This is a genomic window from Ramlibacter sp. GS1-15 (genome assembly GCF_057785015.1).
In genome coordinates, this window is record NZ_JBYNTU010000001.1 from 2375550 (window position 1) to 2397169 (window position 21620).

Consider the following 21620-nt stretch of genomic DNA (forward strand, 5'->3'; position numbering starts at 1 on the left):
ACACCGTTCACTTGTGGAGGCTCCATGAAAGCCAGGGTTCGCTTGTTCGGCCACTCCTTGCACCAGATGCTGGTCGTCTTCCCGCTCGGTCTGCTGGCGACGGCGGTGCTGTTCGACATCATCTATCTCGCGCGCCACGACGAGGTCATGGCCGCGGTGTCCTACTGGATGATGGTCGCCGGCATCATTGGCGGGCTGCTGGCCGCGCCGTTCGGCTTCCTCGACTGGCTGGCCATCCCCAGCGGCACGCGCGCCAAGCGCATAGGCGCGATGCACGGCGGCGGCAACCTCGTCGTCGTCCTGTTGTTCGTCGCGAGCTGGTTCATGCGCGACACGGACTATGCGCCGGCGGCCAACGTGATGATCTGGTCGTTCGCGGGCGCGATCCTCGCCCTCTTCACCGGATGGCTGGGCGGCGAGCTGGTCGACCGCCTCGGTGTCGGCGTGGATGAAGACGCCAACCTCGACGCGTCGAGCTCGCTCGGTACGCACCACGCCACGCGCCACGCCCACGTGGCCGGCAAGTAGTCAGGGTTCGAATTCCTCGGTGTCGACTTCGGTGCGCGCCTGCGCACCGTAGCGATGGCCGTGCACCGTGCGCTCGTTGACGTGCGCCTCCAGGCGGGCGACGAGGTCCGGCGCGAGTTCGATATCTGCCGCCGCAAGGTCCTCGCGCAGATGATCGGCGCTGGTCGTGCCGGGGATGGGAACGATGTCCTCGCGCTTGTGCAGCAGCCACGCCAGCGCGAGTTGAGCCGGCGTGCAGCCCGCTTCGCGCGCCAACGCCTTGTAGCCGGCCAGCAGCTTGAGGTTTTCCACGTGATTCGCCGGCTCGAAGCGCGGCATCGAGCGGCGGATGTCCTTCGCGTCGAATGCCGCGACGTCATGCACGGCGTCGCACAGGAATCCACGCGCGACCGGGCTGAACGCGACGAACGCGATGCCGAGCTCACGGCAGGCATCGAGCACGGCGATCTCGGGGTTGCGCGTCCACAGCGAGTATTCGGTCTGTATCGCCGTGATCAAGTGCTCCCGATGCGCCTTGCGGATCGTCGCGGCCGACACCTCCGACAGGCCGATGGCCCGCACCTTGCCCGCACGCACCAGGTCGGCCATCGCGCCGACGCTCTCTTCGATCGGCACCTTCTTGTCCCAGCGGTGCAGGTAATACAGGTCGATGACTTCGGTCTGCAGGCGCCTGAGGCTGTCCTCGCAATTGCGGCGGATCGCCTCGGGCCGTCCGTCGATCACGCGGCGGGTCACGCCATCGTCGCCGGTCACGCCGGCCATGCCGCCCTTGCTGCACAAGGTGATCTGTTCGCGATACGGCTTCAGCACCCGCCCGACCAGCGTCTCGTTGGCCCCGAAGCCGTACAGCGCCGCCGTGTCGAACAGCGTCACGCCGGCATCGAGCGCCGCCCGCAGCACGCGCTCGCCCTGCTCCGCCGACGGCGGGGTGCCGTAGGCGTGGCTGAGGTTCATGCAGCCGAGGCCGATGCAGGAGACCTCGAAGGGCCCGAGCTTGCGCGTCTTCACTGCAGCTGCTTCTCCAGCTGGTCCAGCACCTCGTAGCACGGCAGCACCTTCGCGACGCTGGCGTTGGGCTCGCGTCCTTCGCGGATGGCGGCGACGAACTCGCGGTCCTGCAGCTCGATGCCGTTCATCGACACGTCGACCCTGGACACGTCGATCTTCTCGTCCTTGCCGTTGAACAGGTCGTCGTACCGTGCGATGTAGGTCGCGCTGTCGCCGATGTAGCGGAAGAAGGTGCCCAGCGGCCCCTCGTTGTTGAACGAGAGCGACAGCGTGCAGATCGCGCCGTTCTCGGCCTTGAGCTGGATGCTCATGTCCATCGCGATGCCGAGCGTGGGATGGATCGGGCCCTGGACCGCATGGGCCTTCACGACGCGGCTGCCGGTCTGGTACTGGAACAGGTCCACGGTGTGCGCCGCGTGGTGCCACAGCAGGTGGTCGGTCCACGAGCGCGGCTGGCCGAGCGCGTTCATGTTCGTGCGACGGAAGAAGTAGGTCTGCACGTCCATTTGCTGGATGTTGAACTCGCCCGCCACGATCTTCTTGTGCACGTACTGGTGGCTCGGGTTGAAGCGGCGCGTATGGCCCACCATCGCCACCAGGCCGGTCTTTTTCTGCATCTCGTTGACGGCGACGCCGTCGGCGAGTCTGTCGCACAAGGGAATCTCCACCTGCACATGCTTGCCCGCTTTCAGGCACGCGAGCGCCTGTTCGGCATGCATTTGCGTGGGCGTGCACAGGATCACGGCGTCGACGTCCTTGCGCGCGAGGCTTTCGGCGAGGTCGGTCGTCACGTGGCCGACGCCGTATTTCTTCGCGACTTCCTGCGTCTTGTCCAGCTCGCGCCCGATGAGGGACGTGACCTGTACGCCCTCGATCAGCTTGAGCCCGTCGAGGTGCTTCTGGCCGAATGCGCCCGCGCCGGCCAGGGCGACTCTCACTGTGTTTGCCATCTCAGTTGTTCTCCAGGATCAGGTGGCCGACGGCCGTGTTCGACGCGGGCACATGGTAGAAGCGGTGTTTGACTTGGGGCTTGCCGCCGCCGTTCACGTCGGCCATGGCACCGCGTGCGATGAGCCACATCACGAGCTCGATGCCTTCGCTGCCGGCTTCTTCCACGTACTCGATGTGCGGAACCTTCGCAAGTTCTTCCGGCTCGGCGATCAAGCGGTCGAGGAAACGGTTGTCCCACTCCTTGTTGATCAGGCCCGCGCGCGGCCCTTGCAGCTGGTGGCTCATGCCACCCGTGCCCCAGATCTGCACATTCAGGTCTTCGTCGAAGCTCTCGATCGCCTTGCGGATCGCCTGGCCGAGCCGGAAGCAGCGCATGCCGCTTGGCACCGGGTACTGCACGACGTTGACGGCGAACGGGATCACCCTGAAGGGCCACTGCTGCACCTGCCCGCACATCAGCGAGAGCGGCACCGTCAGCCCATGGTCCACGTCCATCTTGTTGACGATGGTCAGGTCGAAATCCTGCTGGATGACGGATTGCGCGATGTGTGACGCGAGGTCGGGCGCGCCCTCGACGTCGGGCACCGGCCGCGGCCCCCAGCCTTCGTCGGCGACCTTGAATTTGTCGGCCGTCCCGATCGCGAACGTCGGGATGATCTCCAGGCTGAACGCCGTCGCGTGGTCGTTGTACACGAGGAACACGACGTCGGGCTTGTTCTCCTTCAGCCACTGGCGCGAGAAGTCGTAGCCGGCGAACACTTTCTGCCAGTACGGCTCCTGTGTCTTGCCCAGGTCCATCGCCGCGCCGATGGCCGGCACGTGCGAGGTGTAGACGGATGCGGTGATACGGGCCATTACTTCCTTCCCCATTTGGGATCGCGGCCGCCGGCGATCATCATGTTGCGGTACTCGTCCTCGCTCATGCCGGTCATCGATCCGGCCATCTGCTGGAAGCTCTTGCCGTCCGTCGCGCCGATCTTCGCGAGGAAGTAGATGTTGCCGCCCAGCGCGATGCAGCGATTGAGGTCGCGCGCGAGCACGGCCTCCTTCTGCGCCTCCGTCATGGGCCATTCGTCGAGATAGGCGCGTTCGTCCTTCTTGAAGCGCTCGCGGTTCTCGGCCTTCATCAGCGACATGCAGAACTGGTTGAGCCAGTAACCCATGCGGCTCTGGTCGGCGTCGAAGATCGTCGTGCCGGGCACGTTCCTGTAGGGTTTGTCGAGTGACATGGTCAGGCCCAATAGAGGCGCGTCGGATTGTCGACCAGCAGTTTGCGCTGCAGTTCTGCGGTCGGGGCGATGTGCGGGATGAAGTCGACCAGCAGCCCGTCGTCCGGCATGTGGTCCTTCAGGTTCGGGTGCGGCCAGTCGGTGCCCCACAGCACACGGTCGGGGAAAGTCTCCACCACCTTGCGCGCGAACGGCACGACATCGCGGTAGGCATTGCGTTCGCCATTCAGCGCCGGCGGGCCGCTCACCGACAGGCGTTCGGGACAGCTCACCTTGCTCCAGACGTTGCCGTGCTCGCGCATGAACTTCAGGAACAGCTGGAACTCGGGCCCATCGACGGGCTTCTTCACGTCGGGCCGGCCCATGTGGTCCACCACCACGGTGGTCGGCAGGCTGGTGAAGAAGTCCCACAGCTCGGGCAGGTCCTGTGCCTCGAAGTAGATGACGACGTGCCAGCCGAGGGGCGCGATGCGCGAGGCGATCTCCATCAACTCGTCCTTCGGCGTGAAATCGACCAGCCGCTTGACGAAATTGAAGCGCACGCCGCGCACGCCGGCAGCATGCATCTCTTCCAGCTCACGGTCGGTGACGCTGCGCTTCACCGTCGCGACGCCGCGCGCCTGGCCATTGGACGACTTCAGCGCATCGACCAGTGCGCGGTTGTCCGCGCCATGGCAGGTGGCCTGCACGATCGCGTTCCTGTCGAAGCCGAGGTGGTCGCGCAGGGCGAACAGCTGCTCCTTGCTCGCGTCGCAAGGCGTGTACTTGCGCTCCGGCGCATAGGGAAACTGCGCGCCGGGGCCGAACACGTGGCAGTGCGCATCGACGCTGCCGGGCGGCAACTGGAACTTCGGCTTGCTCGGGTTGGCATACCAGTCGAGCCAGCCCGGGGTCTTCTCGAATCCGCCAGTAGTGGGTTTGCTCATCTTCAGTCGATGTATCGCAGGCCCGCCTTGGCCAGCGGCTCGCGCATCTTGTACATGTCCAGGCCCAGCACGCCCGACGCCAGCTTGGCGCGCTTTTCGCCCTCGTTCGCCTCGCGGGCGATGGCCGCGTCGAGCGTCTTCTTCGCCATCGCTTTGGGAACGCACACCACGCCGTCATCATCTGCCACGATCACGTCGCCGGGATGGACCAGCGCGCCGGCACACACCACGGGGATGTTCACCGACCCCAGTGTGGCCTTCACGGTGCCCTTGGAGCTGATCGCCTTCGTCCACACGGGAAAGCCCATCTCGGTGAGCGTCTTCACGTCGCGGCAACCGGCGTCGATGACCAGGCCGCGCGCGCCCCGTGCCTTGAAGGACGTCGCCAGCAGGTCGCCGAAGAAGCCATCGGTGTTCTCGGTAGTGCAGGCGGCCACGACGATGTCGCCAGGCTGGATCTGCTCGGCCGCGACGTGCAGCATCCAGTTGTCGCCCGGCTGCAGCAGCACCGTCACCGCCGTGCCCGAGACCTGCGCACCGGCATAGATGGGCCGCATGTAGGGCTTCATCAAGCCCACGCGGCCCATGGCCTCGTGCACCGTGGATGCGCCGAATTTCGCCAGCGCGTCGGCCGTCTCGCGGTCCGCGCGCTCGATGTTGCGGTAAACGACTCCGAGTTCGTACATGGGTCAGCGTCCTTGTTGCTTGAGTCGCGCGTCCAGGCGCGGGAAGACACGTCGCGTGTTGGCCTCGAAGATCGCGTGCTTGTCCTCGGGCGAGAGCAGCTCGCAGGCGTCGATGTAGCGCTTGGTGTCGTCGTAGTAGTGGCCGGTGGTCGGGTCGATGCCGCGCACCGCGCCGATCATCTCGCTGGCGAACAGCACGTTCCTGACCGGGATCACCTTGTTCAGCAGGTCGATGCCCGGCTGGTGGTACACGCAGGTGTCGAAGTAGATGTTGTTCATCACGTGCTCGGCGAGAGGCGGCCGCTTCATCTCCTGCGCGAGCCCGCGGAAACGCCCCCAGTGGTAAGGCACCGCGCCGCCGCCGTGCGGGATGATGAAGCGCAGGGTCGGGAAGTCCCTGAACAGGTCGCCCTGGATGCACTGCATGAAGGCCGTGGTGTCGGCGTTCAGGTAATGCGCGCCGGTCGTGTGGAATGCCGGGTTGCAGCTCGTGCTGACGTGGACCATGGCCGGCAGGTCGTACTCCACCATCTTCTCGTAGATCGGGTACCACCACTTGTCCGTGAGCGGCGGCTCCTTCCAGTGCCCGCCCGAGGGATCGGGGTTCAGGTTGATCCCTACGCACCCGTACTCCGTCACGCACTTCTCCAGCTCCGGGATGCAGGTCTTCGGATCGACCCCCGGCGACTGCGGCAGCATCGCCACCGGCACGAAGTGTTCCGGGAAGAGTTGCGACACGCGGAAGCACAGCTCGTTGCAGATCGCGGCCCAGGTGCTCGACACGTTGAAATCGCCGATGTGGTGCGCCATGAAGCTCGCGCGCGGCGAGAACAGCGTCAGGTCGTTGCCGCGCTCCTTCATCAGGCGCAGCTGGTTGTTGATGATGGACTCGCGGATGTCGTCGTCGGAAATCCTCAGTTCCGAAGGTTTCGGCATGGCGGCCGGGTCGTTGATGCCGGCGATCTGGCGGTTGCGCCACTCCTCGAGCGCCTTGGGCGCCGTGGTGTAGTGGCCGTGGCAATCGATGATGATGCTCATGGTCTGGTCTTGAAGGGAAATCAGGCGGGCTCCATGCCCTGGCGGTGTTTGGCCTCGGCGGTGGACGGGGAAGCCATGAACGCGAGCAGCGCGCGAGCGGCGGCGGGCTGCGTGCAGGTCGTGCACACGGCGCCGGAGAAGGTGGTGATGATCTGCACGGCTTCGGGCATGGCCCCGACGATCTCGATGCCGCGCACATGGATCAGTTCGGAGAGCTGCTGGAACCCGAGCGCGACCTTGCCTTCGGCGACCATGGAGCCGACCGGCACGCCGGGCGTGGCCTGCACGAGTCGCTCGCGCATCTGGTCCGCGATGCCCCAGCGCTCGAACAGTTTCACGAGCGCCGTGCCGCTCGGCCCGGTCGAATAGCCGATCGCGGGCGCATCGAGCACCGCGCGCTTGAGGGCTTCCTCGCTGCCGATGTAGGGCCGCGGGCGGCCCGCCTTGACGGCGACGCCGACGCCCGAGCGCACGATGTCCACCCGGCTGCCGGCGACGACCTTGCCCGCTTCTTCCAGCTTGCCGATCGCGTCCGAAGCGAGGATCACCACGTCGAACGCTTCGCCGGCCTGCACGCGCCGGGCCGCATCCACGCCGCCGATCGATTCGATCTGCACGTCGGCCACGTTGCGGTACATCGCGGCCAGCTCGCCCAGCAGCTGGCGCGTGGCCATGGAGGAGATTCCGCGGATCACGGTCATGCGGCCATTGTGGTGAGCCGCCGGTGCAAAGGACAGTCCGGACCGCCTCTAGCAGCTATAGCAGATCAGCATAATGGCAGGTCTGCCATCAAAGATCATGGACCTCAAGCAGCTCGAGTATTTCGTCCGCGTCGCCGAGCTCGGCAGCTTCACGCGCGCGGCCGTGGAGCTCGACGTGGCGCAGCCGGCGCTCAGCCGCCAGGTGCGCCTGCTGGAAGTCGAGCTACGGCAGACCCTGCTCCTGCGCAACGGTCGCGGCGCGGTGCCGACGGAAGCGGGCAAGGTCCTGCTGGAGCATGGCCGCGGCATCCTGCACCAGGTGCAGCGTGCGCGGGATGACCTCGGCCGGCTGCGCGGCGGCCTGTCGGGCCGGGTGGCGCTGGGCCTGCCCAGCAGCGTCGCTCGCGTCCTCGCGGTGCCGCTCATGCGCGCGTTCCGCGAGGCCATGCCGGAGGCCAGGCTCTCGATCAGCGAGGCACTGTCGGCCGGCCTGCAGGAGGGCCTGGCCAGCGGGCGGCTGGACATCGCGGTGCTCTACAACGCGCAGCCTTCGCGCGAGCTGGACGTCCTGCCGCTGCTGGAGGAGGAACTGCTGCTCGTGCGCGCGCGGCCGCCGGGCCTGCACGAAGATCCGCCGCCGGGCCCCGTGCCGCTCGAGGAAGTCGCGCGCATGCCGCTCGTCATCCCCAGCCGGCCGAACGCGATCCGGCTGCACGTCGAATCGGCGCTGGCCGGCATCGGTTGCAAGCCGAACGTGGCGCTGGAGATCGATGGCGTGTCGGCGATCCTGGACCTCGTGCTCGATGGCGCCGGCTGCGCCATCCTGTCGCACAACGCGCTGCTGAACTCGCCCCGTCCCTCGGCCTACACCGCGCAGCAGATAGGCGTGCCGCCGCTGCGCATCGCGCTCTCGCTGGCCACGAGCCTGCAGCGGCCCGCGACGCCGGTGCAGAAGGCCACGCTGGACTTGATCCAGAAGATCGTGCCGAAGGTCGTCGCGCACCACTGAAGGGACGCGAGCGGGGTCGACGGTGGTCCGGGTCGGCGGCCGGGGAGGGCTTTTCTCCGGGACACGCTCGCGACGACCATCGCGTCGTCTGGAGGTCCCGCCCTCCCGCCACCATCGCGCCAGAACTGTCCGCTGGGGTACGCGAATGGCCCTGCGAAAAGCCCTCCCCGACCGCCGACCCTGCATCGCTGGTATGTGGAGAGGGTCGATCGAGCGCGGCGCGTCACTCGCGTCAGGCGGTGCCCGGCTGGCCGATTTCTAGATGAGGCCTGACGGGCACCGCCTGACGCGAGCTCTCCCGGCCTTGGCATGACACCCTTTGGCGTACGGGGAAATCCCCGCTGCGACCACGATGGCATGCCAACACAATGGCCCCACAGCAAGGAGACAACGGATGAAATTGTTCAGGTCCTTTCTCGTGGCTCTCTTGGCCTTTGTGGCGTCCGCGGCATTCGCCCAGAACATCTCGATCGCGACGGGCGGCACCGGGGGCGTCTATTACCCGATGGGTGGCGGCCTTGCCGCGGTGCTGTCCAAGTACGTCCCCGGCATGCAGGCCACGGCCGAAGTCACCGGCGGGTCCGTGGACAACCTGAAACTGATCGAAAGCGGCAAGCCCTACGTTGGCTTCTCGATGGCCGATGCCGCGCTGGATGCCGCCAAGGGCGAGGACAAGTTCAAGGGGCACAAGGTGCCGGTGAAGACCCTGGCCGTGCTCTACCCGAACCGCATGCACGTCGTCGCCATCGACGGCAAGGGCATCGCGAAGTTCGCGGACCTGAAGGGCAAGCGCGTCTCGACCGGCTCGCCGGGCAGCGCCACCGAGGTGATGGCCTTCCGCCTGCTCGAGGCTGCCGGCATCGACAAGGACAAGGACATCAAGCGCGAGCGCCTGGGCGCCGCGGAATCGGTCAACGCGATCAAGGACGGCAAGATCGACGCGTTCTTCTGGGTGGGGGGCCTTCCCACGGCGGCCGTGCAGGACCTCGCCAACACGCCCGGCACGAAGATCAAGCTGATCGACCACGCCCAGCTCGTGCCCGTGATGAACAAGAAATACGGCAACCTGTACGTCGAGGACGTGATCCCCAGGAGCACCTACCACGGGATGGACGCCGACAACCACCAGGCCACGGTGATGAACATCCTCGTCGCCCACGAGAAGATGGACGACAAGACCGCCTACGAAATCGTCAAGACGATCTTCGAGAAGAAGCCCGAACTGGTGGCCGTGCACAAGGAAGCCGAGAACATCAAGCTGGAGAACCAGAAGGCTTCGGCCACGCCGATCCCCTTCCACCCCGGCGCCATCAAGTACTTCGCCGAAAAAGGCATCAAGGTCCAATAAATGGCGGAAGCCGTCGCTATCACCGGCGAGGCGCTCGCCAAGGCCGAGGAATTCATCGAGCAGGAGGAAGGCGCCGCGAACAAGTTCCGCGGCGCCATGGCCGTCTTCGTCACGTTGGTCGCGGTGGCGATGTCGGTGTTCCACCTGTATGCCGCCGCGTGGATCGTGCCCACGCAGCAGCTGCGCTACATCCACGTGGCGTTCGTGCTGTTCCTCTGCTTCCTCGTCTTCCCGATCGCCCCGCGCTTTCGCCATCGCGCGATGTGGTGGGACTGGGTCGCCGCGATCCTCGCCGTCGCGATCGCCGTGTACGCGCTCTACAGCGGCGACGACTTCACCGACCGCAACACCTCGCCCGAGACCTGGGACATCGTGTTCGGCGCTGCCCTGATCGTGCTGGTGATGGAAGCCATGCGACGCACCAACGGCTGGATCATGCCGGTGATCACCAGCGGGTTCATCGCCTACGCGCTCGCCGGCCCGTGGCTGCCGGCACCGTGGACGCACAAGGGCTACGACGTCGACCGGCTGGTGGGCGTGATGTACATGACGCTCGAAGGCATCTTCGGCTCGGCCGTCGATGTTTCCTCGTCGCTCATCATCCTGTTCACGATCTTCGGCGCGTTCCTGCAGTACTCGCAGGCCGGCAAGTTCTACATCGACTTCTCCTTCTCCGCGATGGGCGGCAAGCCCACGGGCGCGGGTCGGACGGTGGTGCTCGCGTCGTTCCTCCTCGGCGGGCCGTCGGGCTCGGGCGTGGCGACGACCGTGACGCTGGGCTCCGTCGCCTACCCGATGCTTGCGAAGGTCGGCTACGAGAAGAACGCCGCGGGCGGCCTGCTCGCGGCCGGCGGCCTGGGCGCGATCATCTCGCCGCCCGTGCTCGGCGCCGCGGCCTTCCTCATCGCCGAGTTCCTGAAGATCTCGTACATCGACGTGCTGTTGATGGCGACGGTGCCCACGCTGCTCTACTACTTCGCCCTGTTCCTGATGGTGGAGATCGACGCGCGCAAGTTCGGCATGAAGGACACCACCTTCGCGAAGGTCGACACGGTCTGGAACCTCACGCGCAAGTACTGGTTCCACTTCCTGTCGCTCATCTCCATCATCGTCTTCATGCTGTGGGGCTTCTCGCCGGTGCTGTCGGTGTTCTGGGCCACGCTGGTGTCGTTCGCCACGAGCTTCCTGCGCCGCGACACCTCGCTGATCCCGTACGACATCTTCAAGGCTCCGGGCGCGCTGTGGCGGAAGGTGCTGGATTCCGGCTTCGTCAAGGCGCTGGAAGGCGGCTCGGTCGGCATGCTCAACGTCGGCGCCACTTGCGCGGGCGCCGGCATCATCGTCGGCGTCGTCACGCTCACGGGCCTGGGCCTGAAGTTCAGCACGATCGTGATCGACTACGCCCATGGCTCGCTGCTGCTCACGGCGGTCTTCACGTCGCTCGTGGTCTGGATCGTCGGGCTGGCCGTGCCGGTGACGGCTTCGTACATCATCTGCGCGGTCATCACCGCGCCGGCGCTGACGAAGCTCGGCGTGCCCGACTTCGCGGCGCACATGTTCATCTTCTATTACGCCGTGTTGTCGGAAGTCTCGCCCCCCACGGCGCTGTCGCCTTTTGCCGCAGCCGCGATCACGGGGGGCGATCCGTACAAGACGACGATGCAGTGCTGGAAGTACACGGTGCCGGCCTTCCTCGTGCCCTTCATGTTCGTGCTCGATCCCAGCGGACAAGGCTTGCTGCTGATGGGATCGGCGAAAGCCCTCGCGAACGCCAACTGGTGGTCGATTGCCGAAGTGACGATCACGGCCGCCATCGGCATCGCCGCGATCGCCGCGGGTTTCCAGGGCTGGGCGCTGCGCCGGACCACGACGATCGAGCGCGCGCTGTTCATCGCGGCGGGCTTCGCGCTGGTCTACCCCACGACGACGGCCGACCTGGTCGGCCTCGCGCTGTTCATCGCCGCAGCGGGGATGCAGGTGCTCAGGCGATCACCCAGAGCAGCGCCGTCAGCGTGAAGAAGGCAGCGACCGTGGTGCCCAGTTGGGCGCCCGCGGCCATCGCGTCGTGCCCGTGCTTCTGCGCGAGGATGGGATAGATCCCCAACATCGGCACGGCCGCCATCAGGACCACCGCGACCTGCAGCTCGCGCCGCATGGGCGGCAGCAGCAGCACGAGCGCGAGCACCAGCAGCGGGTGCACCAGCAGCTTGCCGATCGCGATCGCCGTCACGTCGCGCTTGAGGCCGTGCGCCTGGATGCCGACCAGCGTGCCGCCGATCACGAACAGGGAGATCGCGGCCGTCGATGCCGCGAACAGGTTCACGGCCTTCGCGAGCGGCTCGGGCAGATGCCAGCCGGCGAGCGAGAACAGGAAGCCGATCGCGATGCCGTGGATCATCGGGTTGCGCGCCAGCGCCTTCAGCGACTGCGCGATCGCCGACTTCACGTCGTCCGCTTCGCTGTCGGCGATGGCCAGCGCCAGCGGCAGCAGGAGGAAGTTCTCCACCACCATGGCGAGCGCCAGGCACACGCCCGCCGTGGCGGGCCCGAACAGCTGCGCCACCAGTGGAAAGCCGATGAATCCGCTGTTCGGGCAGGACATGCCCATGCCGACGATCGCGCTGGCCGAGACCGACTTGTGCGCGAACCGGCGCGCCCACACGATGCCCATCAGCATGTTGGCGACGCCGCGATCGCGTATGCGGCGATGAACACCGGCTCGATCACCTCGCCCACGCTGCGCTGCGACAGCGCGTTGAACAACAGCGCCGGCAATGCGATGTTGATGACGTACTTGCCGAAAACGCGCATCTCGGCGCGCTCGAACAGGCCCAGGCGCGTGGCCACATAGCCCGCGGCGATCACGAGGAAGATGGGACCGGTGAGCGCGAGGACGCCCGGCACGTCAGCGCTTGCGCTGTCCGAGCAGCTTGTCGGCGTAGTCCTGCCAGCGCGCGCCCTTCGCGACGTCCTTGAAGAGGCCCTGCTTCGCCTGATCGGCCACCCACTGCTGCTTGTCCGCGATGGCCGAGGCCATGAACGGCTCGAAGCCGGCCTCCCTCACCGTATTGGCGGACTCACGCATCTCCTCGGCGCGGCGCTGGCCGTGCTGCACCACGCGGCTGTAGAAGTACGCGCCCTGCTGCGACCAGTCGATCGAGGGAAAGGTTTCCTGCAGCGTCGGCAGCACGTGGTCCTCCACGCCGTAGGCGCGCGCGGTCGTGTAGCTTTCGATCACGAGCGCTTCCAGCCCCTTGATCATCACGCTGCGGCACATCTTGATCGCGCTCGCCACGCCCAGCTTCTCGCTCACCGCCCTGGCGTCCATGTCCCAGGACTGAAGCAGCGACGCGAGTTCGTTCGCGCGTGCCCCGCCCAGCAGCATCGGCACCTTGATGCCGTAGGGGGGCACCGAGGTCATCACGCCCGCCTCGACGTAATGCGCGCCGGCCGCGTCGATCGCCGCCGCGGCCTTCTGTTTGGTGCCGGGCGAAGCGGAATTGAGGTCGAGGAACACGGCGCCGGGACGGATGCATTGCGCGGCTTCCTGTGCCACGACGAGCGTGTTGGAGGCCGTCACGGCCGAAATGACCAGCTCGCTGGCCTCGCACAACTCGCGCATCGATGCATGGGCCGTGACACCCGCGCCGGCCGCATGCGCGAGCTCGGCGACGCTGATCGGGCCCAGCGCGAACTTCAGGTCCCAGGCGCCCACCGCTTCCGCGCGCGCCTTCAGGCCGTTCGAAAAGATCTTGCCGACCTCGCCGTAGCCGATGAGGCCGATGCGTTTCGGGTTCATGCCGTCGACTCCCATTTCATTGCTTCGGGATGCCTGCGCGGGCGATCACCTCGCCCCAGCGGCGGGTCTCGCTCGCCAGCAGTGCGGCGAGCTGTTGCGGCGTGCCGCCGTGCGCCTCGACGTCCAGGGCCGCCAGCTTCTGCTTCACTTCCGGCATCGCGAGCACGGCGTTGATCTCCCGATTGAGGCGCTCGATGACGGCACCCGGCGTCTTCGCGGGTGCGGCGAGCCCGTTCCACGACCTCACGTCGTACCTGGCCATCGTCGAGAGCACGCGCAGCGCGCCCGAGGAGACCTGCGCCTTCACCGGCCCGAGGATTTCCACGGCCGCATCGACTTGTCCCCCGCGCAGAGCCGTGACCACGGCAGGCGTGCCATTGAACGGCACCACCTGGACGTCGACACCCACGAGCGACTTGAGCAACTCGGCCGCGAGGTTCTGGGTGCTGCCGACGTTCACCGTTGCGACGTTCAATTTTCCGGGCCTGGCCTTCGCGGCCGCGACCAGGTCGTCCATGGATTTCAGCGGCGAGTTCGACGGCACGAGGACCGCGAGGTCGAAGGTGCCGATCAACGACACCGGCGCGAAGTCCTTCCGTGCATCGAACGGGAGGTGGCTGAAAAGCCCTGCGCTCACGGCCGTGCCGTTGCTCACGAGCAGGAGCGTGTACCCGTCCGGCTGCGCGTGCGCGACCAGCTCGCCCGCCGTCACGCCGCCGGCACCCGGGCGGTTGTCGATGACCACGGGCTGGCCGAGCCGCGTGGACAATGCCTCACCGACCGCGCGCGCGGTCAGGTCGGCGATCCCGCCCGGGCCGAAAGGCACGACGACGCGGATCGGCCTCGCCGGCCAGCCCGGTTCGGCAGCCGTGGCCATGCCGGAGAAGGCGGCGGCGAGAGAAAGGATCCGGCGGCGATTCAGCATCCGCTCATCGTGCCACACCGAGCAGCTTGTCCAGCAGGTCGGGCGAAGCCAGCAGCTCGTCGGCGCCGCTGACGTGCACCACCGTGCCGCGATCGAGCACCACCGCGCGCTGCGAGATGCGCAGGATGGCCTGCGGATGCTGCTCCACGATGATGGCCGCCAGTCCCTCCTCGCGCGTGATGCGCTCGATCGCCTTGAGCATTTCGGCGACGATGATGGGCGCGAGGCCCTCCAGCGGCTCGTCGAGCAACAGAAGTTTCGGGTTGACCACCAGCGCGCGGCCCACGGCCAGCATCTGCTGCTCGCCGCCGGACAGCTGCGTGCCGAGGTTGGTCTTGCGCTCGGCCAGGCGCGGGAACATCTCGTACACGCGAGCGACGTTCCAGCGCCCGGGCCGCGCGACGGCGGTGAGGTTCTCCTCCACCGTCAGCGACTTGAAGATATTGCGCTCCTGCGGCACCCAGCCGATGCCCGCCGCCGCGCGCTGGTGCGAAGGCAGCGTGTGCAACGGCTGGCCGCCCAGCGCGATCGTGCCGCCATGCTGGCGTGTGGCACCCGCCAGCGTGTTGATCAGCGTCGTCTTGCCGGTGCCGTTGCGCCCGAGCAGCGCCAGGGTCTGGCCCTCGCCGAGCGAGAACGACACGCCATTGAGCACCACGGCTTCACCGTAGCCCGCGCTGACGTTCTCCACCCGAAGCAGTTCAGCCATGTGCCACCTCGTGCCCCAGGTACACCGCCTTCACGTCGTCGTTGGCCGCGATCTCCTCGGGCGAGCCTTCGGTCAGAACCCCGCCGTTCACCAGCACCGTCATGCGGTCCGCGAAGCTGAAGACCAGGTCCATGTCGTGCTCGATCAGCAGCACCGAGACGTCGGCGGGCAGCGCGCCCACGGTCTGCAGCAATTCCTCGCGCTCGCCCGCGGGCACGCCCGCGACCGGCTCGTCGAGCAGCAGTACGCGCGGCTCGCACGCCAGCGCGATCGCGATCTCCAGCAGCCGGCGCTTGCCGTAGGCGAGGTGCTCGGTACGCTGGTTCATCACTTCAGCAAGATGGAACTGCTGCAGCAGTTGCTCGCAGCGCTGCGCCACCTGCGCCCGCGCGCCGAGCGGCCGCCAGAAGCTCGTGCCGATGCCGGCCTGCTGCGACACGACGAGCGCCAGCGTTTCCAGCGGCGTCATCGACGCGAACAGCTGGTTGATCTGGAAGGTACGCACCATGCCGCGCCGCACTCGCTTGTGCGGGGCGAGCTGGGTGATGTCCTCGCCTTCGAGCACGATGCGCCCCTGCGTCGGGGTGAGCACGCCGGTGAGCAGGTTGACCAGCGTCGTCTTGCCGGCGCCGTTCGGGCCGATCAAGGCGTGGCGTGCCCCGCGCCGCACGTTCAGCGTCACGTCATTCGTCGCCGTGATGCCGCCGAACTTCTTGACCAGGCCCTGGGCCGAGAGCACGACGTCGTTCATCGTTTCCACCAGGTCCAGGGTTTGAAGAGCCGGTCGCGCCCGACCAGCACCAGCACGACGAGGAACAGGCCCAGCCAGAACGTCCAGTACTGCGGCGTCTGCGACGACAGGAAGTCCTGCAGCAACTTGAACACGATCGCGCCGGTGACGCCGCCGTACAACCAGCCGGTGCCGCCGACGACCAGCATCAGCATCAGGTCGGCCGAGCGGTGGAACTCGAACACGTCAAGGGACGCGAAGCCGGAGGTCTGCGTGAAGAGCGCGCCGGCGGCGCCCGCCATCGCCGCGGCGACGGTGTACACCGACACGAGGCGCGCGTGGACCGGGATGCCGATCGCCATGGCCCGCAGGCGGTTGTCGCGGATCGCCTTCAGCGTCGCGCCGTAGGGCGAATTCACCATGCGCCGCGCCACCAGGAACAGCACCAGCAGGACCGTCAGCGAGTAATACGCCGCCACGCGCCCCGTCAGGTCGAACTCGAACAGGCCGAGCAGCGGCTTGAACATGAGGCCCTGGATGCCGTCGGTGCCGCCGGTCAGCCAGTCGAGCTTGTTCGCCAGCTCCAGCAGGATCAGCGCCACACCCAGCGTCACCATCAGGCGCGTGAGGTCCGAGCCGCGCAACACGGTGAAGCTCGCCACCAGGCCCAGCGCCGCGGTCACCAGCATCGCGACCAGCAGGCCCAGGTGCGGATCGGGCGACACATGCTTGCAGAACAGCGCCGCGGTGTACGCGCCCAGGCCGAAGAACGCCGCATGGCCCAGCGACACGATGCCGGAAAACCCGAGCACCAGGTCGAGCGACACGGCGAACAGCGCGACGATCGCGATCTCGTTGACGATCAGCGCCTCGCTGGGCATGGCGACCGGCACGGCGAACGCGAGCAGCCACAGCACCGGCTCCCAGGGTTTGATCCGGCTCGCACCGAGCAAGGACTTCTGCGCCGCTGTCATGCTGCCCTGCCGCCCTGGCGCGTGAACAGGCCTTGCGGACGCCACAGCAGGATCGCGATCATCAGCGCGTACACGATGAAGGCGCCCATCTTGGGGATGTAGTACTTGCCCGCGACGTCGGCGATGCCCAGCAGCAGCGCCGCGAGCAGCGGGCCGGTGATCGACGACGTACCGCCCACGGCCACCACGATGAGGAAATAGATCATGAACTTGAGCGGGAACGTCGGGTCCAGCCCCAGCACTTCCGCGCCGAGCGCGCCGCCCAGGCCGGCCAGGCCCGAGCCGAACGCGAACGTGGAGAGGAACACCACGTTGACATTGATGCCCATGCCCGCGGCGACGCGCTGGTCGTCGACCGACGCGCGCAAGCGGCTGCCGAAGCGCGTGCGCGAGAGGATCCACTGCAGCAGCACCGTGACGGCCGCGCACACCGCGATGATGAACAGGCGGTAGTGGCCCATGCCGAGCGTCCACGGGTCGCTGCCGATCTCGGTGCGGCCTTTCAGCCACGCCGGCAACTGGACGATCTGCTGGGTCGAGCCCACGAAGTAGTCGAACGCGGCGACGGCCATGAAGACGAGGCCGATCGAGAACAGCACCTGGTCCAGGTGCGGCTTGCGATACAGCGGCCGGTAGAGCGTGCGCTCGGCCACGGCGCCGAGCAGCGCCGCGCCGGCGAAGGCGATCGGCAGGCACACGAGGAACGGCACACCGAGCCGTTGCATCAGCAGCACCGTGATGTAGCCGCCGACCATCGCGAATGCGCCGTGCGCGAGGTTGATGAAGTTCATCAAGCCCATCGTCACCGCCAGGCCGACGGCGAGGATGAACAGCAGCATCCCGTAGGCGATGCCGTCGAAGAGGATGGTCAGCATCGAAGGACGGGGCCGTCAGGCCACGTTTTCACTTTGATTTCCCCGGGTCCTTCACGTCCTTGATGACGTCGAACTCGGTATTCCACAGCTGCCCGTCCTTCTTCTCCACCTTGCGCAGGTAGATGTTCTGGACGATGTCGCGGGTCTGCGCGTCGATGTAGACGGGACCGCGCGGGCTTTCGAAGATCTGGCCCTTCATCGCGGCGACGAGCGCTTCGCCGCCGCCCTTGCCGCCGGTCTTCTTCAGCGCTTCGTAGATCACGCGCATGCCGTCGTAGCCGCCCACGGCCATGAAGTTCGGGCGCAGGCCCTTGTTGGCCTTCTGGAATTCCGCCACGAACTTCTTGTTGGCGGGCGAGGGATGCGCCGCCGAGTAGTGGTGCGAAGTCACGACGCCCAGCGCGACGTCGCCCATGTCATTGAGCTGGTCGTCGTCGGTCACGTCGCCGGTGCCGATCAGCTTGATGCCGGCCTTGTCCATGCCGCGCTCGCCGAACTGCTTCATCACGGCTGCGCCGGCGCCCGAGGGCACGAACACGAACAGCGCATCGGGCTTGAGGTCGCGCACCTTCTGCAGGAAGGGTGCGAAGTCCGGGTTGCGCAGCGGCACGCGCAGCTTGTCGGCGATCTTCCCGCCGTTGAATGCGAAACGCTCGGTGAAATACTTTTCCGCGTCGATGCCCGGGCCGTAGTCGGTCACGAGAGTCACCACCGTCTTGATGCCGTTCCTGGGCGCCCAGTCGGCCATGGCGACCGACGCCTGCGGCAGCGTGAAGCTGGTGCGCACGACGAAGGGCGAAGCCTCCGTGATGCTCGACGTGGCCGCGGCCATCACGACCAGCGGCGTCTTCGATTGGGTGGCGATCGGCGCGACGGCGAGCGCCGAGGGCGTGATGCCCATGCCCGCGAGCACGTCCACCTTCTCGTTCACCACCAGTTCCTGGGCGACGCGGCGCGTCACGTCGGGCAAGCTCGTGTCGTCCTTGACGATCAATTGCACCTTGCGGCCCGCGACCGTGTCGCCGTTCTGCGCCACCCACAGCTTGGCCGCCGCTTCGATCTGGCGACCGGTGGTCGCCTGCTGCCCCGTCATCGGGAGGATCAGGCCGATCTTGAACGGCGCGCCTTGCGCGAAGGCCAGTCCGCTGGCGCTCAGGGCGGCTGCAACGGCAACCGCGCGCACGAACGTTCTCTTGTGCATGCTTGTCTCCTGGTGGGAAGTGAGCAATTCTCGCCGTCCCCTCCCATGCCGCAAAGCGGGGGGCCGTCTAGCAGTTATGCGAAATTGAAATAGCCGAGCAGGCGATCAGCTTCGCTGCCGGATGAGGCGCACGCCGGGCATGTGGCGGTGAAGGTGATGGCTGCGCACGGCCTCGCGCAGGTTGCGCTGGGCGATGCGCGAGTGCTCGCGCATGATGGCCTCGGCGCGCGCGCCCTCGCGGTTCTCGATGGCTTCGATGACTTCGCGGTGCTGGTCCTGTGCGACCACCAGCATGTCGCGCGAATGCCCGGAATTCGCCTGCACCAGCACGAAGGCCGAGGGCGATGCAAACGGAAGATTGACCACCCGCTCCAGCTCGCGCGCGATCACGGCGCTGCCGGCCATTTCGCTCAGCAGGTGATGGAAGCGCCGGTTGAGCTCGACATAGCGGCTGAAGGCAGCGTCATTCAGCCGCGGCTGCGCGAGCACCGCGTCGATCTGCGCAATGCACTGACGCGCCTCGGCCAGCACCACGGCGGGCGCGCCACGCTCGGCCGCCAGGCGCGCGGCCAGCCCTTCGACGGTGCCGCGCATCTCGATCGCATCCGAGACGTCGCGCTCGGAGAACGTGCGCACGGCATAGCCGCCACCGGGCAACGCCTCGAGCAGCCCTTCCTGCTCCAGCCGCATCAGGGCCGCCCGGATGGGCGTGCGCGACATGCCGAGCTTGTCGACGATCGCGAGCTCGGCGATGCGCGAACCCGCGGCCAGCTCGCCCGCGAGGATGAGCTCGCGCAGCCGCAACTGTGCCTTCACGGCTTGCGAGCCCTCGGTCTCGACGGGGGCGGCAACGGCTTTCGTGCGTGTCGGCATGGCGGCTCCTGTATACATGTCCGCCGGATTTCAGGGTTTGGAATACCAGCTATTACTCTGGAAACCCGATTCCGGCTTGAGCGCATTGTATACATCGAGTATCCTGCCGGCCATGTTTCCCAAGAACGCCTGGTACGTCGCGGCCACGCCCGACGAAATCGATGGCCGGCCGCTCGGCCGCACCATCTGCAACGAGAAGATCGTGTTCTGGCGCCCGCGCCCCGGCGAGGTCGCTGCCACCGAGGACTTCTGCCCGCACCGGGGCGCGCCCCTGTCGCTCGGCACCGTGTGCGACGGCGCGCTCGTGTGCGGCTACCACGGCCTGGCGATGGGTTGCGACGGCAAGACCGTCTCCATGCCGCTGCAGCGCGTGCAGGGCTTCCCGAAGATCCGCACCTTCCCCGCCGTCGAGAAATACGGCTTCATCTGGGTGTGGCCGGGCGATGCGGCGCTGGCCGATCCCGCGACGATCCATCATCTTGAGTGGGCCGAGAGCCCGGACTGGGCCTATGGCGGCGGGCTGTACCACGTGAAGTGCGACTACCGCCTGATGGTCGACAACCTGATGGACCTGACGCACGAGACCTACGTGCATTCGACCTCCATCGGCCAGAAGGAGATCGACGAGACGCCGGTGACCACCAAGACCGAAGGCGACCATGTGACGGTGAGCCGCTTCATGGACAACGTGATGGCCCCGCCGTTCTGGCAGGCCAACCTGCGCGGCAACGGCCTGCCCGACGACCAGCCGGTGGACCGCTGGCAGGTCTGCCATTTCTCGCCGCCCAGCCACGTGATGATCGAAGTCGGCGTCGCGCTCGCCGGCCGCGGCGGCTACCACGCCGACCCGAAGGACAAGGTCTACTCGATCGTGGTGGACTTCCTCACGCCCGAGACCGAGACCTCGATGTGGTACTTCTGGGGCATGGCGCGCAACTTCAACGTGAAGGACGAGCAGCTCACGGCGCAGATCCGCGAAGGCCAGGGCAAGGTGTTCGCCGAGGACACGCAGGTGCTCGAGGCGCAGCAGCGCAACCTGCTGCAATGGCCGCAACGGCGCCTGCTCATGCTCAACATCGACGCCGGCGGCGTGCAGTCGCGCCGCATCATCGACCGGATGGTCGCGGCCGAACAGCCGATGAAGGCCGCCGCGTGACGCAGCTCGAAGTCAAGGTCCTGCGCAGGAAGCAGGAGGCCGAAGGCATCACGAGTTTCGAACTCGCACGCGCCGATGGCGGCCCCCTGCCCGCCTTCAGCGCCGGCTCGCACATCGACGTGCACGTGCCCGGTGGCCTCACGCGCCAGTATTCGCTGTGCAACGACTCTTCCGCGCGGCACGTCTACCGCATCGCCGTGCTGCGCGACGCCCAGTCGCGCGGCGGCTCGGTCGCGATGCACGACGCCCTGCGCGAAGGGGACGTGCTCACGATCAGCGAGCCGCGCAACCACTTCCCGCTGGTGCACGCGGTGCGCACGATCCTGTTCGCCGGCGGCATCGGCATCACGCCGCTGCTCGCCATGGCGCAGCGGCTGGCCGCCGTCGGCGCGGATTTCGAGCTGCACTACTGCACGCGCTCGAAATCGAAGACGGCCTTCGTGGACGAGATCGACGCTTCGCCTTTTGCGTCGCGCGTGCACTACCACTTCGACGACGGCCCGGAAGACCAGAAGCTGCAGATCGCCCGCCTGCTCGCGCTGGTCGAGCCCCAGACGCACCTGTACATCTGCGGCCCTGCCGGCTTCATCCAGTTCGTCACGGACTCGGCCAAAGCCTGCGGCTGGCCGCCCGGCCAGGTGCACGTGGAATTCTTCGCCGCCGCGCCGCAGGACACCAGCGGCGACCGCGCCTTCGAGGTGAAGATCGCCAGCAGCGGGCGCACGATCCCGGTGCCCGCCGACACCACTGTCGTGAAGGCGCTCGCCGCCGAGGGCATCGAGATCCTCACCTCCTGCGAGCAAGGCGTGTGCGGCACCTGCCTCACGCGCGTGCTCGAAGGCGAATGCGACCACCGCGACCTGTACCTCACCGACGAGGAGAAGGCGAAGCACGACCAGTTCACGCCCTGCTGTTCTCGCGCAAAATCGCCCGTGCTCGTCCTCGACCTCTAGG

Annotated in this window: 24 protein-coding genes; 6 read left to right on the plus strand and 18 right to left on the minus strand. The window is 67.1% G+C overall.

Translation table 11 applies throughout. The features are described from left to right. Positions 1-24 precede the first annotated feature (24 nt). On the plus strand, positions 25-528 hold the full coding sequence (locus AC3EF3_RS11945) for a DUF2231 domain-containing protein (protein WP_488532369.1): 504 nt from the start codon (positions 25-27) through the stop codon (positions 526-528). Here AC3EF3_RS11945 and AC3EF3_RS11950 read toward each other — a convergent pair whose 3' ends face one another. Genes AC3EF3_RS11950 through AC3EF3_RS11985 form a run of 8 tightly spaced genes read right to left on the minus strand, consistent with a single transcriptional unit; the run spans position 529 to position 7067 of the window. Next, positions 529-1536 carry an aldo/keto reductase gene (locus AC3EF3_RS11950; protein ID WP_488532370.1) on the minus strand — a complete coding sequence of 336 codons (1008 nt, stop codon included), beginning with the start codon at positions 1534-1536 and terminating at the stop codon, positions 529-531. Further along, positions 1533-2486 (minus strand): Gfo/Idh/MocA family oxidoreductase, encoded by a 954-nt coding sequence (locus AC3EF3_RS11955; protein ID WP_488532371.1) that lies wholly within the window; start codon positions 2484-2486, stop codon positions 1533-1535. The genes AC3EF3_RS11950 and AC3EF3_RS11955 overlap by 4 nt, the downstream gene beginning before the upstream one ends. A gap of 1 nt (position 2487) precedes the next feature. Continuing rightward, entirely contained in the window at positions 2488-3342 is an 855-nt protein-coding gene (locus AC3EF3_RS11960) for a class III extradiol dioxygenase subunit beta (RefSeq protein WP_488532372.1), read from the minus strand. Beyond that, entirely contained in the window at positions 3342-3716 is a 375-nt protein-coding gene (gene ligA, locus AC3EF3_RS11965) for a protocatechuate 4,5-dioxygenase subunit alpha (protein WP_488532373.1), read from the minus strand. The genes AC3EF3_RS11960 and ligA overlap by 1 nt, the downstream gene beginning before the upstream one ends. A 2-nt stretch (positions 3717-3718) precedes the next feature. Further along, complete coding sequence (locus tag AC3EF3_RS11970) at positions 3719-4642, minus strand: amidohydrolase family protein (RefSeq protein WP_488532374.1); 924 nt, start codon at positions 4640-4642, stop codon at positions 3719-3721. Between the two features lie 2 nt (positions 4643-4644). After that, positions 4645-5328 (minus strand): 4-carboxy-4-hydroxy-2-oxoadipate aldolase/oxaloacetate decarboxylase, encoded by a 684-nt coding sequence (ligK, locus tag AC3EF3_RS11975; protein WP_488532375.1) that lies wholly within the window; start codon positions 5326-5328, stop codon positions 4645-4647. A 3-nt stretch (positions 5329-5331) separates the two neighbouring features. Continuing rightward, the gene (locus tag AC3EF3_RS11980) at positions 5332-6366 is read right to left on the minus strand and encodes an amidohydrolase family protein (RefSeq protein ID WP_488532376.1); all 1035 of its coding nucleotides are present in this window, start codon (positions 6364-6366) and stop codon (positions 5332-5334) included. 20 nt (positions 6367-6386) lie between these two features. Beyond that, entirely contained in the window at positions 6387-7067 is a 681-nt protein-coding gene (locus AC3EF3_RS11985; RefSeq protein ID WP_488532377.1) for a substrate-binding domain-containing protein, read from the minus strand. 97 nt (positions 7068-7164) lie between these two features. Between AC3EF3_RS11985 and AC3EF3_RS11990 the strand changes: the two genes are divergently transcribed. The 3 genes from AC3EF3_RS11990 (at position 7165) to AC3EF3_RS12000 (ending at position 11440) form a co-directional block, all read left to right on the plus strand. Continuing rightward, positions 7165-8076: a LysR substrate-binding domain-containing protein gene (locus AC3EF3_RS11990; protein WP_488532378.1), complete on the plus strand. Its 912-nt coding sequence runs from the start codon at positions 7165-7167 to the stop codon at positions 8074-8076. A 394-nt stretch (positions 8077-8470) separates the two neighbouring features. Next, positions 8471-9424, plus strand: a complete 954-nt coding sequence (locus AC3EF3_RS11995; protein WP_488532379.1) for a TAXI family TRAP transporter solute-binding subunit — start codon at positions 8471-8473, stop codon at positions 9422-9424. After that, entirely contained in the window at positions 9425-11440 is a 2016-nt protein-coding gene (locus AC3EF3_RS12000) for a TRAP transporter permease (protein WP_488532380.1), read from the plus strand. On the opposite strand, the gene AC3EF3_RS12005 is transcribed toward AC3EF3_RS12000, so the two are convergent. The 10 genes from AC3EF3_RS12005 to AC3EF3_RS12050 all read right to left on the minus strand — a co-directional run bounded on the left by AC3EF3_RS12005 (position 11406) and on the right by AC3EF3_RS12050 (position 19510). After that, positions 11406-12101, minus strand: a complete 696-nt coding sequence (locus tag AC3EF3_RS12005) for an AEC family transporter (RefSeq protein ID WP_488532381.1) — start codon at positions 12099-12101, stop codon at positions 11406-11408. The genes AC3EF3_RS12000 and AC3EF3_RS12005 overlap by 35 nt on opposite strands. Continuing rightward, entirely contained in the window at positions 12095-12328 is a 234-nt protein-coding gene (locus AC3EF3_RS12010; RefSeq protein WP_488532382.1) for an AEC family transporter, read from the minus strand. The genes AC3EF3_RS12005 and AC3EF3_RS12010 overlap by 7 nt, the downstream gene beginning before the upstream one ends. A gap of 1 nt (position 12329) precedes the next feature. Then, positions 12330-13223 (minus strand): NAD(P)-dependent oxidoreductase, encoded by an 894-nt coding sequence (locus AC3EF3_RS12015; protein WP_488532383.1) that lies wholly within the window; start codon positions 13221-13223, stop codon positions 12330-12332. A gap of 16 nt (positions 13224-13239) precedes the next feature. Next, positions 13240-14148, minus strand: coding sequence for a Bug family tripartite tricarboxylate transporter substrate binding protein (locus AC3EF3_RS12020; RefSeq protein WP_488532384.1), 909 nt, complete (start codon positions 14146-14148; stop codon positions 13240-13242). 4 nt (positions 14149-14152) lie between these two features. Further along, positions 14153-14857: an ABC transporter ATP-binding protein gene (locus tag AC3EF3_RS12025; protein ID WP_488532385.1), complete on the minus strand. Its 705-nt coding sequence runs from the start codon at positions 14855-14857 to the stop codon at positions 14153-14155. Further along, complete coding sequence (locus tag AC3EF3_RS12030; protein WP_488532386.1) at positions 14850-15608, minus strand: ABC transporter ATP-binding protein; 759 nt, start codon at positions 15606-15608, stop codon at positions 14850-14852. The genes AC3EF3_RS12025 and AC3EF3_RS12030 overlap by 8 nt, the downstream gene beginning before the upstream one ends. After that, positions 15605-16561: a branched-chain amino acid ABC transporter permease gene (locus tag AC3EF3_RS12035; RefSeq protein ID WP_488532387.1), complete on the minus strand. Its 957-nt coding sequence runs from the start codon at positions 16559-16561 to the stop codon at positions 15605-15607. Before AC3EF3_RS12035 ends, AC3EF3_RS12030 begins: the two co-directional genes overlap by 4 nt. Beyond that, positions 16558-17436 (minus strand): branched-chain amino acid ABC transporter permease, encoded by an 879-nt coding sequence (locus AC3EF3_RS12040; RefSeq protein ID WP_488532388.1) that lies wholly within the window; start codon positions 17434-17436, stop codon positions 16558-16560. Before AC3EF3_RS12040 ends, AC3EF3_RS12035 begins: the two co-directional genes overlap by 4 nt. A 28-nt stretch (positions 17437-17464) precedes the next feature. Continuing rightward, on the minus strand, positions 17465-18637 hold the full coding sequence (locus tag AC3EF3_RS12045) for an ABC transporter substrate-binding protein (RefSeq protein WP_488532389.1): 1173 nt from the start codon (positions 18635-18637) through the stop codon (positions 17465-17467). A 105-nt stretch (positions 18638-18742) separates the two neighbouring features. Continuing rightward, complete coding sequence (locus AC3EF3_RS12050) at positions 18743-19510, minus strand: GntR family transcriptional regulator (protein ID WP_488532390.1); 768 nt, start codon at positions 19508-19510, stop codon at positions 18743-18745. Between the two features lie 112 nt (positions 19511-19622). On the opposite strand from AC3EF3_RS12050, the gene AC3EF3_RS12055 reads away from it, so the two are divergent. Both AC3EF3_RS12055 and AC3EF3_RS12060 read left to right on the plus strand, forming a co-directional pair. Then, entirely contained in the window at positions 19623-20666 is a 1044-nt protein-coding gene (locus AC3EF3_RS12055) for an aromatic ring-hydroxylating dioxygenase subunit alpha (RefSeq protein ID WP_488532391.1), read from the plus strand. Beyond that, on the plus strand, positions 20663-21619 hold the full coding sequence (locus tag AC3EF3_RS12060) for a PDR/VanB family oxidoreductase (RefSeq protein ID WP_488532392.1): 957 nt from the start codon (positions 20663-20665) through the stop codon (positions 21617-21619). The genes AC3EF3_RS12055 and AC3EF3_RS12060 overlap by 4 nt, the downstream gene beginning before the upstream one ends. The last annotated feature ends 1 nt before the right edge of the window (position 21620 follow it).

Excerpts from the sequence above, each read along its gene's own strand:
- AC3EF3_RS11945 (WP_488532369.1), top strand. The coding sequence starts at position 25 with ATGAAAGCCAGGGTTCGCTTGTTCGGCCACTCCTTGCACCAGATGCTG.
- AC3EF3_RS11955 (WP_488532371.1), bottom strand. The coding sequence starts at position 2,486 with ATGGCAAACACAGTGAGAGTCGCCCTGGCCGGCGCGGGCGCATTCGGC.
- AC3EF3_RS11960 (WP_488532372.1), bottom strand. The coding sequence starts at position 3,342 with ATGGCCCGTATCACCGCATCCGTCTACACCTCGCACGTGCCGGCCATC.
- ligA (WP_488532373.1), bottom strand. The coding sequence starts at position 3,716 with ATGTCACTCGACAAACCCTACAGGAACGTGCCCGGCACGACGATCTTC.
- AC3EF3_RS11970 (WP_488532374.1), bottom strand. The coding sequence starts at position 4,642 with ATGAGCAAACCCACTACTGGCGGATTCGAGAAGACCCCGGGCTGGCTC.
- ligK (WP_488532375.1), bottom strand. The coding sequence starts at position 5,328 with ATGTACGAACTCGGAGTCGTTTACCGCAACATCGAGCGCGCGGACCGC.
- AC3EF3_RS11980 (WP_488532376.1), bottom strand. The coding sequence starts at position 6,366 with ATGAGCATCATCATCGATTGCCACGGCCACTACACCACGGCGCCCAAG.
- AC3EF3_RS11985 (WP_488532377.1), bottom strand. The coding sequence starts at position 7,067 with ATGACCGTGATCCGCGGAATCTCCTCCATGGCCACGCGCCAGCTGCTG.
- AC3EF3_RS11990 (WP_488532378.1), top strand. The coding sequence starts at position 7,165 with ATGGACCTCAAGCAGCTCGAGTATTTCGTCCGCGTCGCCGAGCTCGGC.
- AC3EF3_RS11995 (WP_488532379.1), top strand. The coding sequence starts at position 8,471 with ATGAAATTGTTCAGGTCCTTTCTCGTGGCTCTCTTGGCCTTTGTGGCG.
- AC3EF3_RS12000 (WP_488532380.1), top strand. The coding sequence starts at position 9,425 with ATGGCGGAAGCCGTCGCTATCACCGGCGAGGCGCTCGCCAAGGCCGAG.
- AC3EF3_RS12005 (WP_488532381.1), bottom strand. The coding sequence starts at position 12,101 with ATGCTGATGGGCATCGTGTGGGCGCGCCGGTTCGCGCACAAGTCGGTC.
- AC3EF3_RS12015 (WP_488532383.1), bottom strand. The coding sequence starts at position 13,223 with ATGAACCCGAAACGCATCGGCCTCATCGGCTACGGCGAGGTCGGCAAG.
- AC3EF3_RS12020 (WP_488532384.1), bottom strand. The coding sequence starts at position 14,148 with ATGCTGAATCGCCGCCGGATCCTTTCTCTCGCCGCCGCCTTCTCCGGC.
- AC3EF3_RS12025 (WP_488532385.1), bottom strand. The coding sequence starts at position 14,857 with ATGGCTGAACTGCTTCGGGTGGAGAACGTCAGCGCGGGCTACGGTGAA.
- AC3EF3_RS12030 (WP_488532386.1), bottom strand. The coding sequence starts at position 15,608 with ATGAACGACGTCGTGCTCTCGGCCCAGGGCCTGGTCAAGAAGTTCGGC.
- AC3EF3_RS12035 (WP_488532387.1), bottom strand. The coding sequence starts at position 16,561 with ATGACAGCGGCGCAGAAGTCCTTGCTCGGTGCGAGCCGGATCAAACCC.
- AC3EF3_RS12040 (WP_488532388.1), bottom strand. The coding sequence starts at position 17,436 with ATGCTGACCATCCTCTTCGACGGCATCGCCTACGGGATGCTGCTGTTC.
- AC3EF3_RS12045 (WP_488532389.1), bottom strand. The coding sequence starts at position 18,637 with ATGCACAAGAGAACGTTCGTGCGCGCGGTTGCCGTTGCAGCCGCCCTG.
- AC3EF3_RS12050 (WP_488532390.1), bottom strand. The coding sequence starts at position 19,510 with ATGCCGACACGCACGAAAGCCGTTGCCGCCCCCGTCGAGACCGAGGGC.
- AC3EF3_RS12055 (WP_488532391.1), top strand. The coding sequence starts at position 19,623 with ATGTTTCCCAAGAACGCCTGGTACGTCGCGGCCACGCCCGACGAAATC.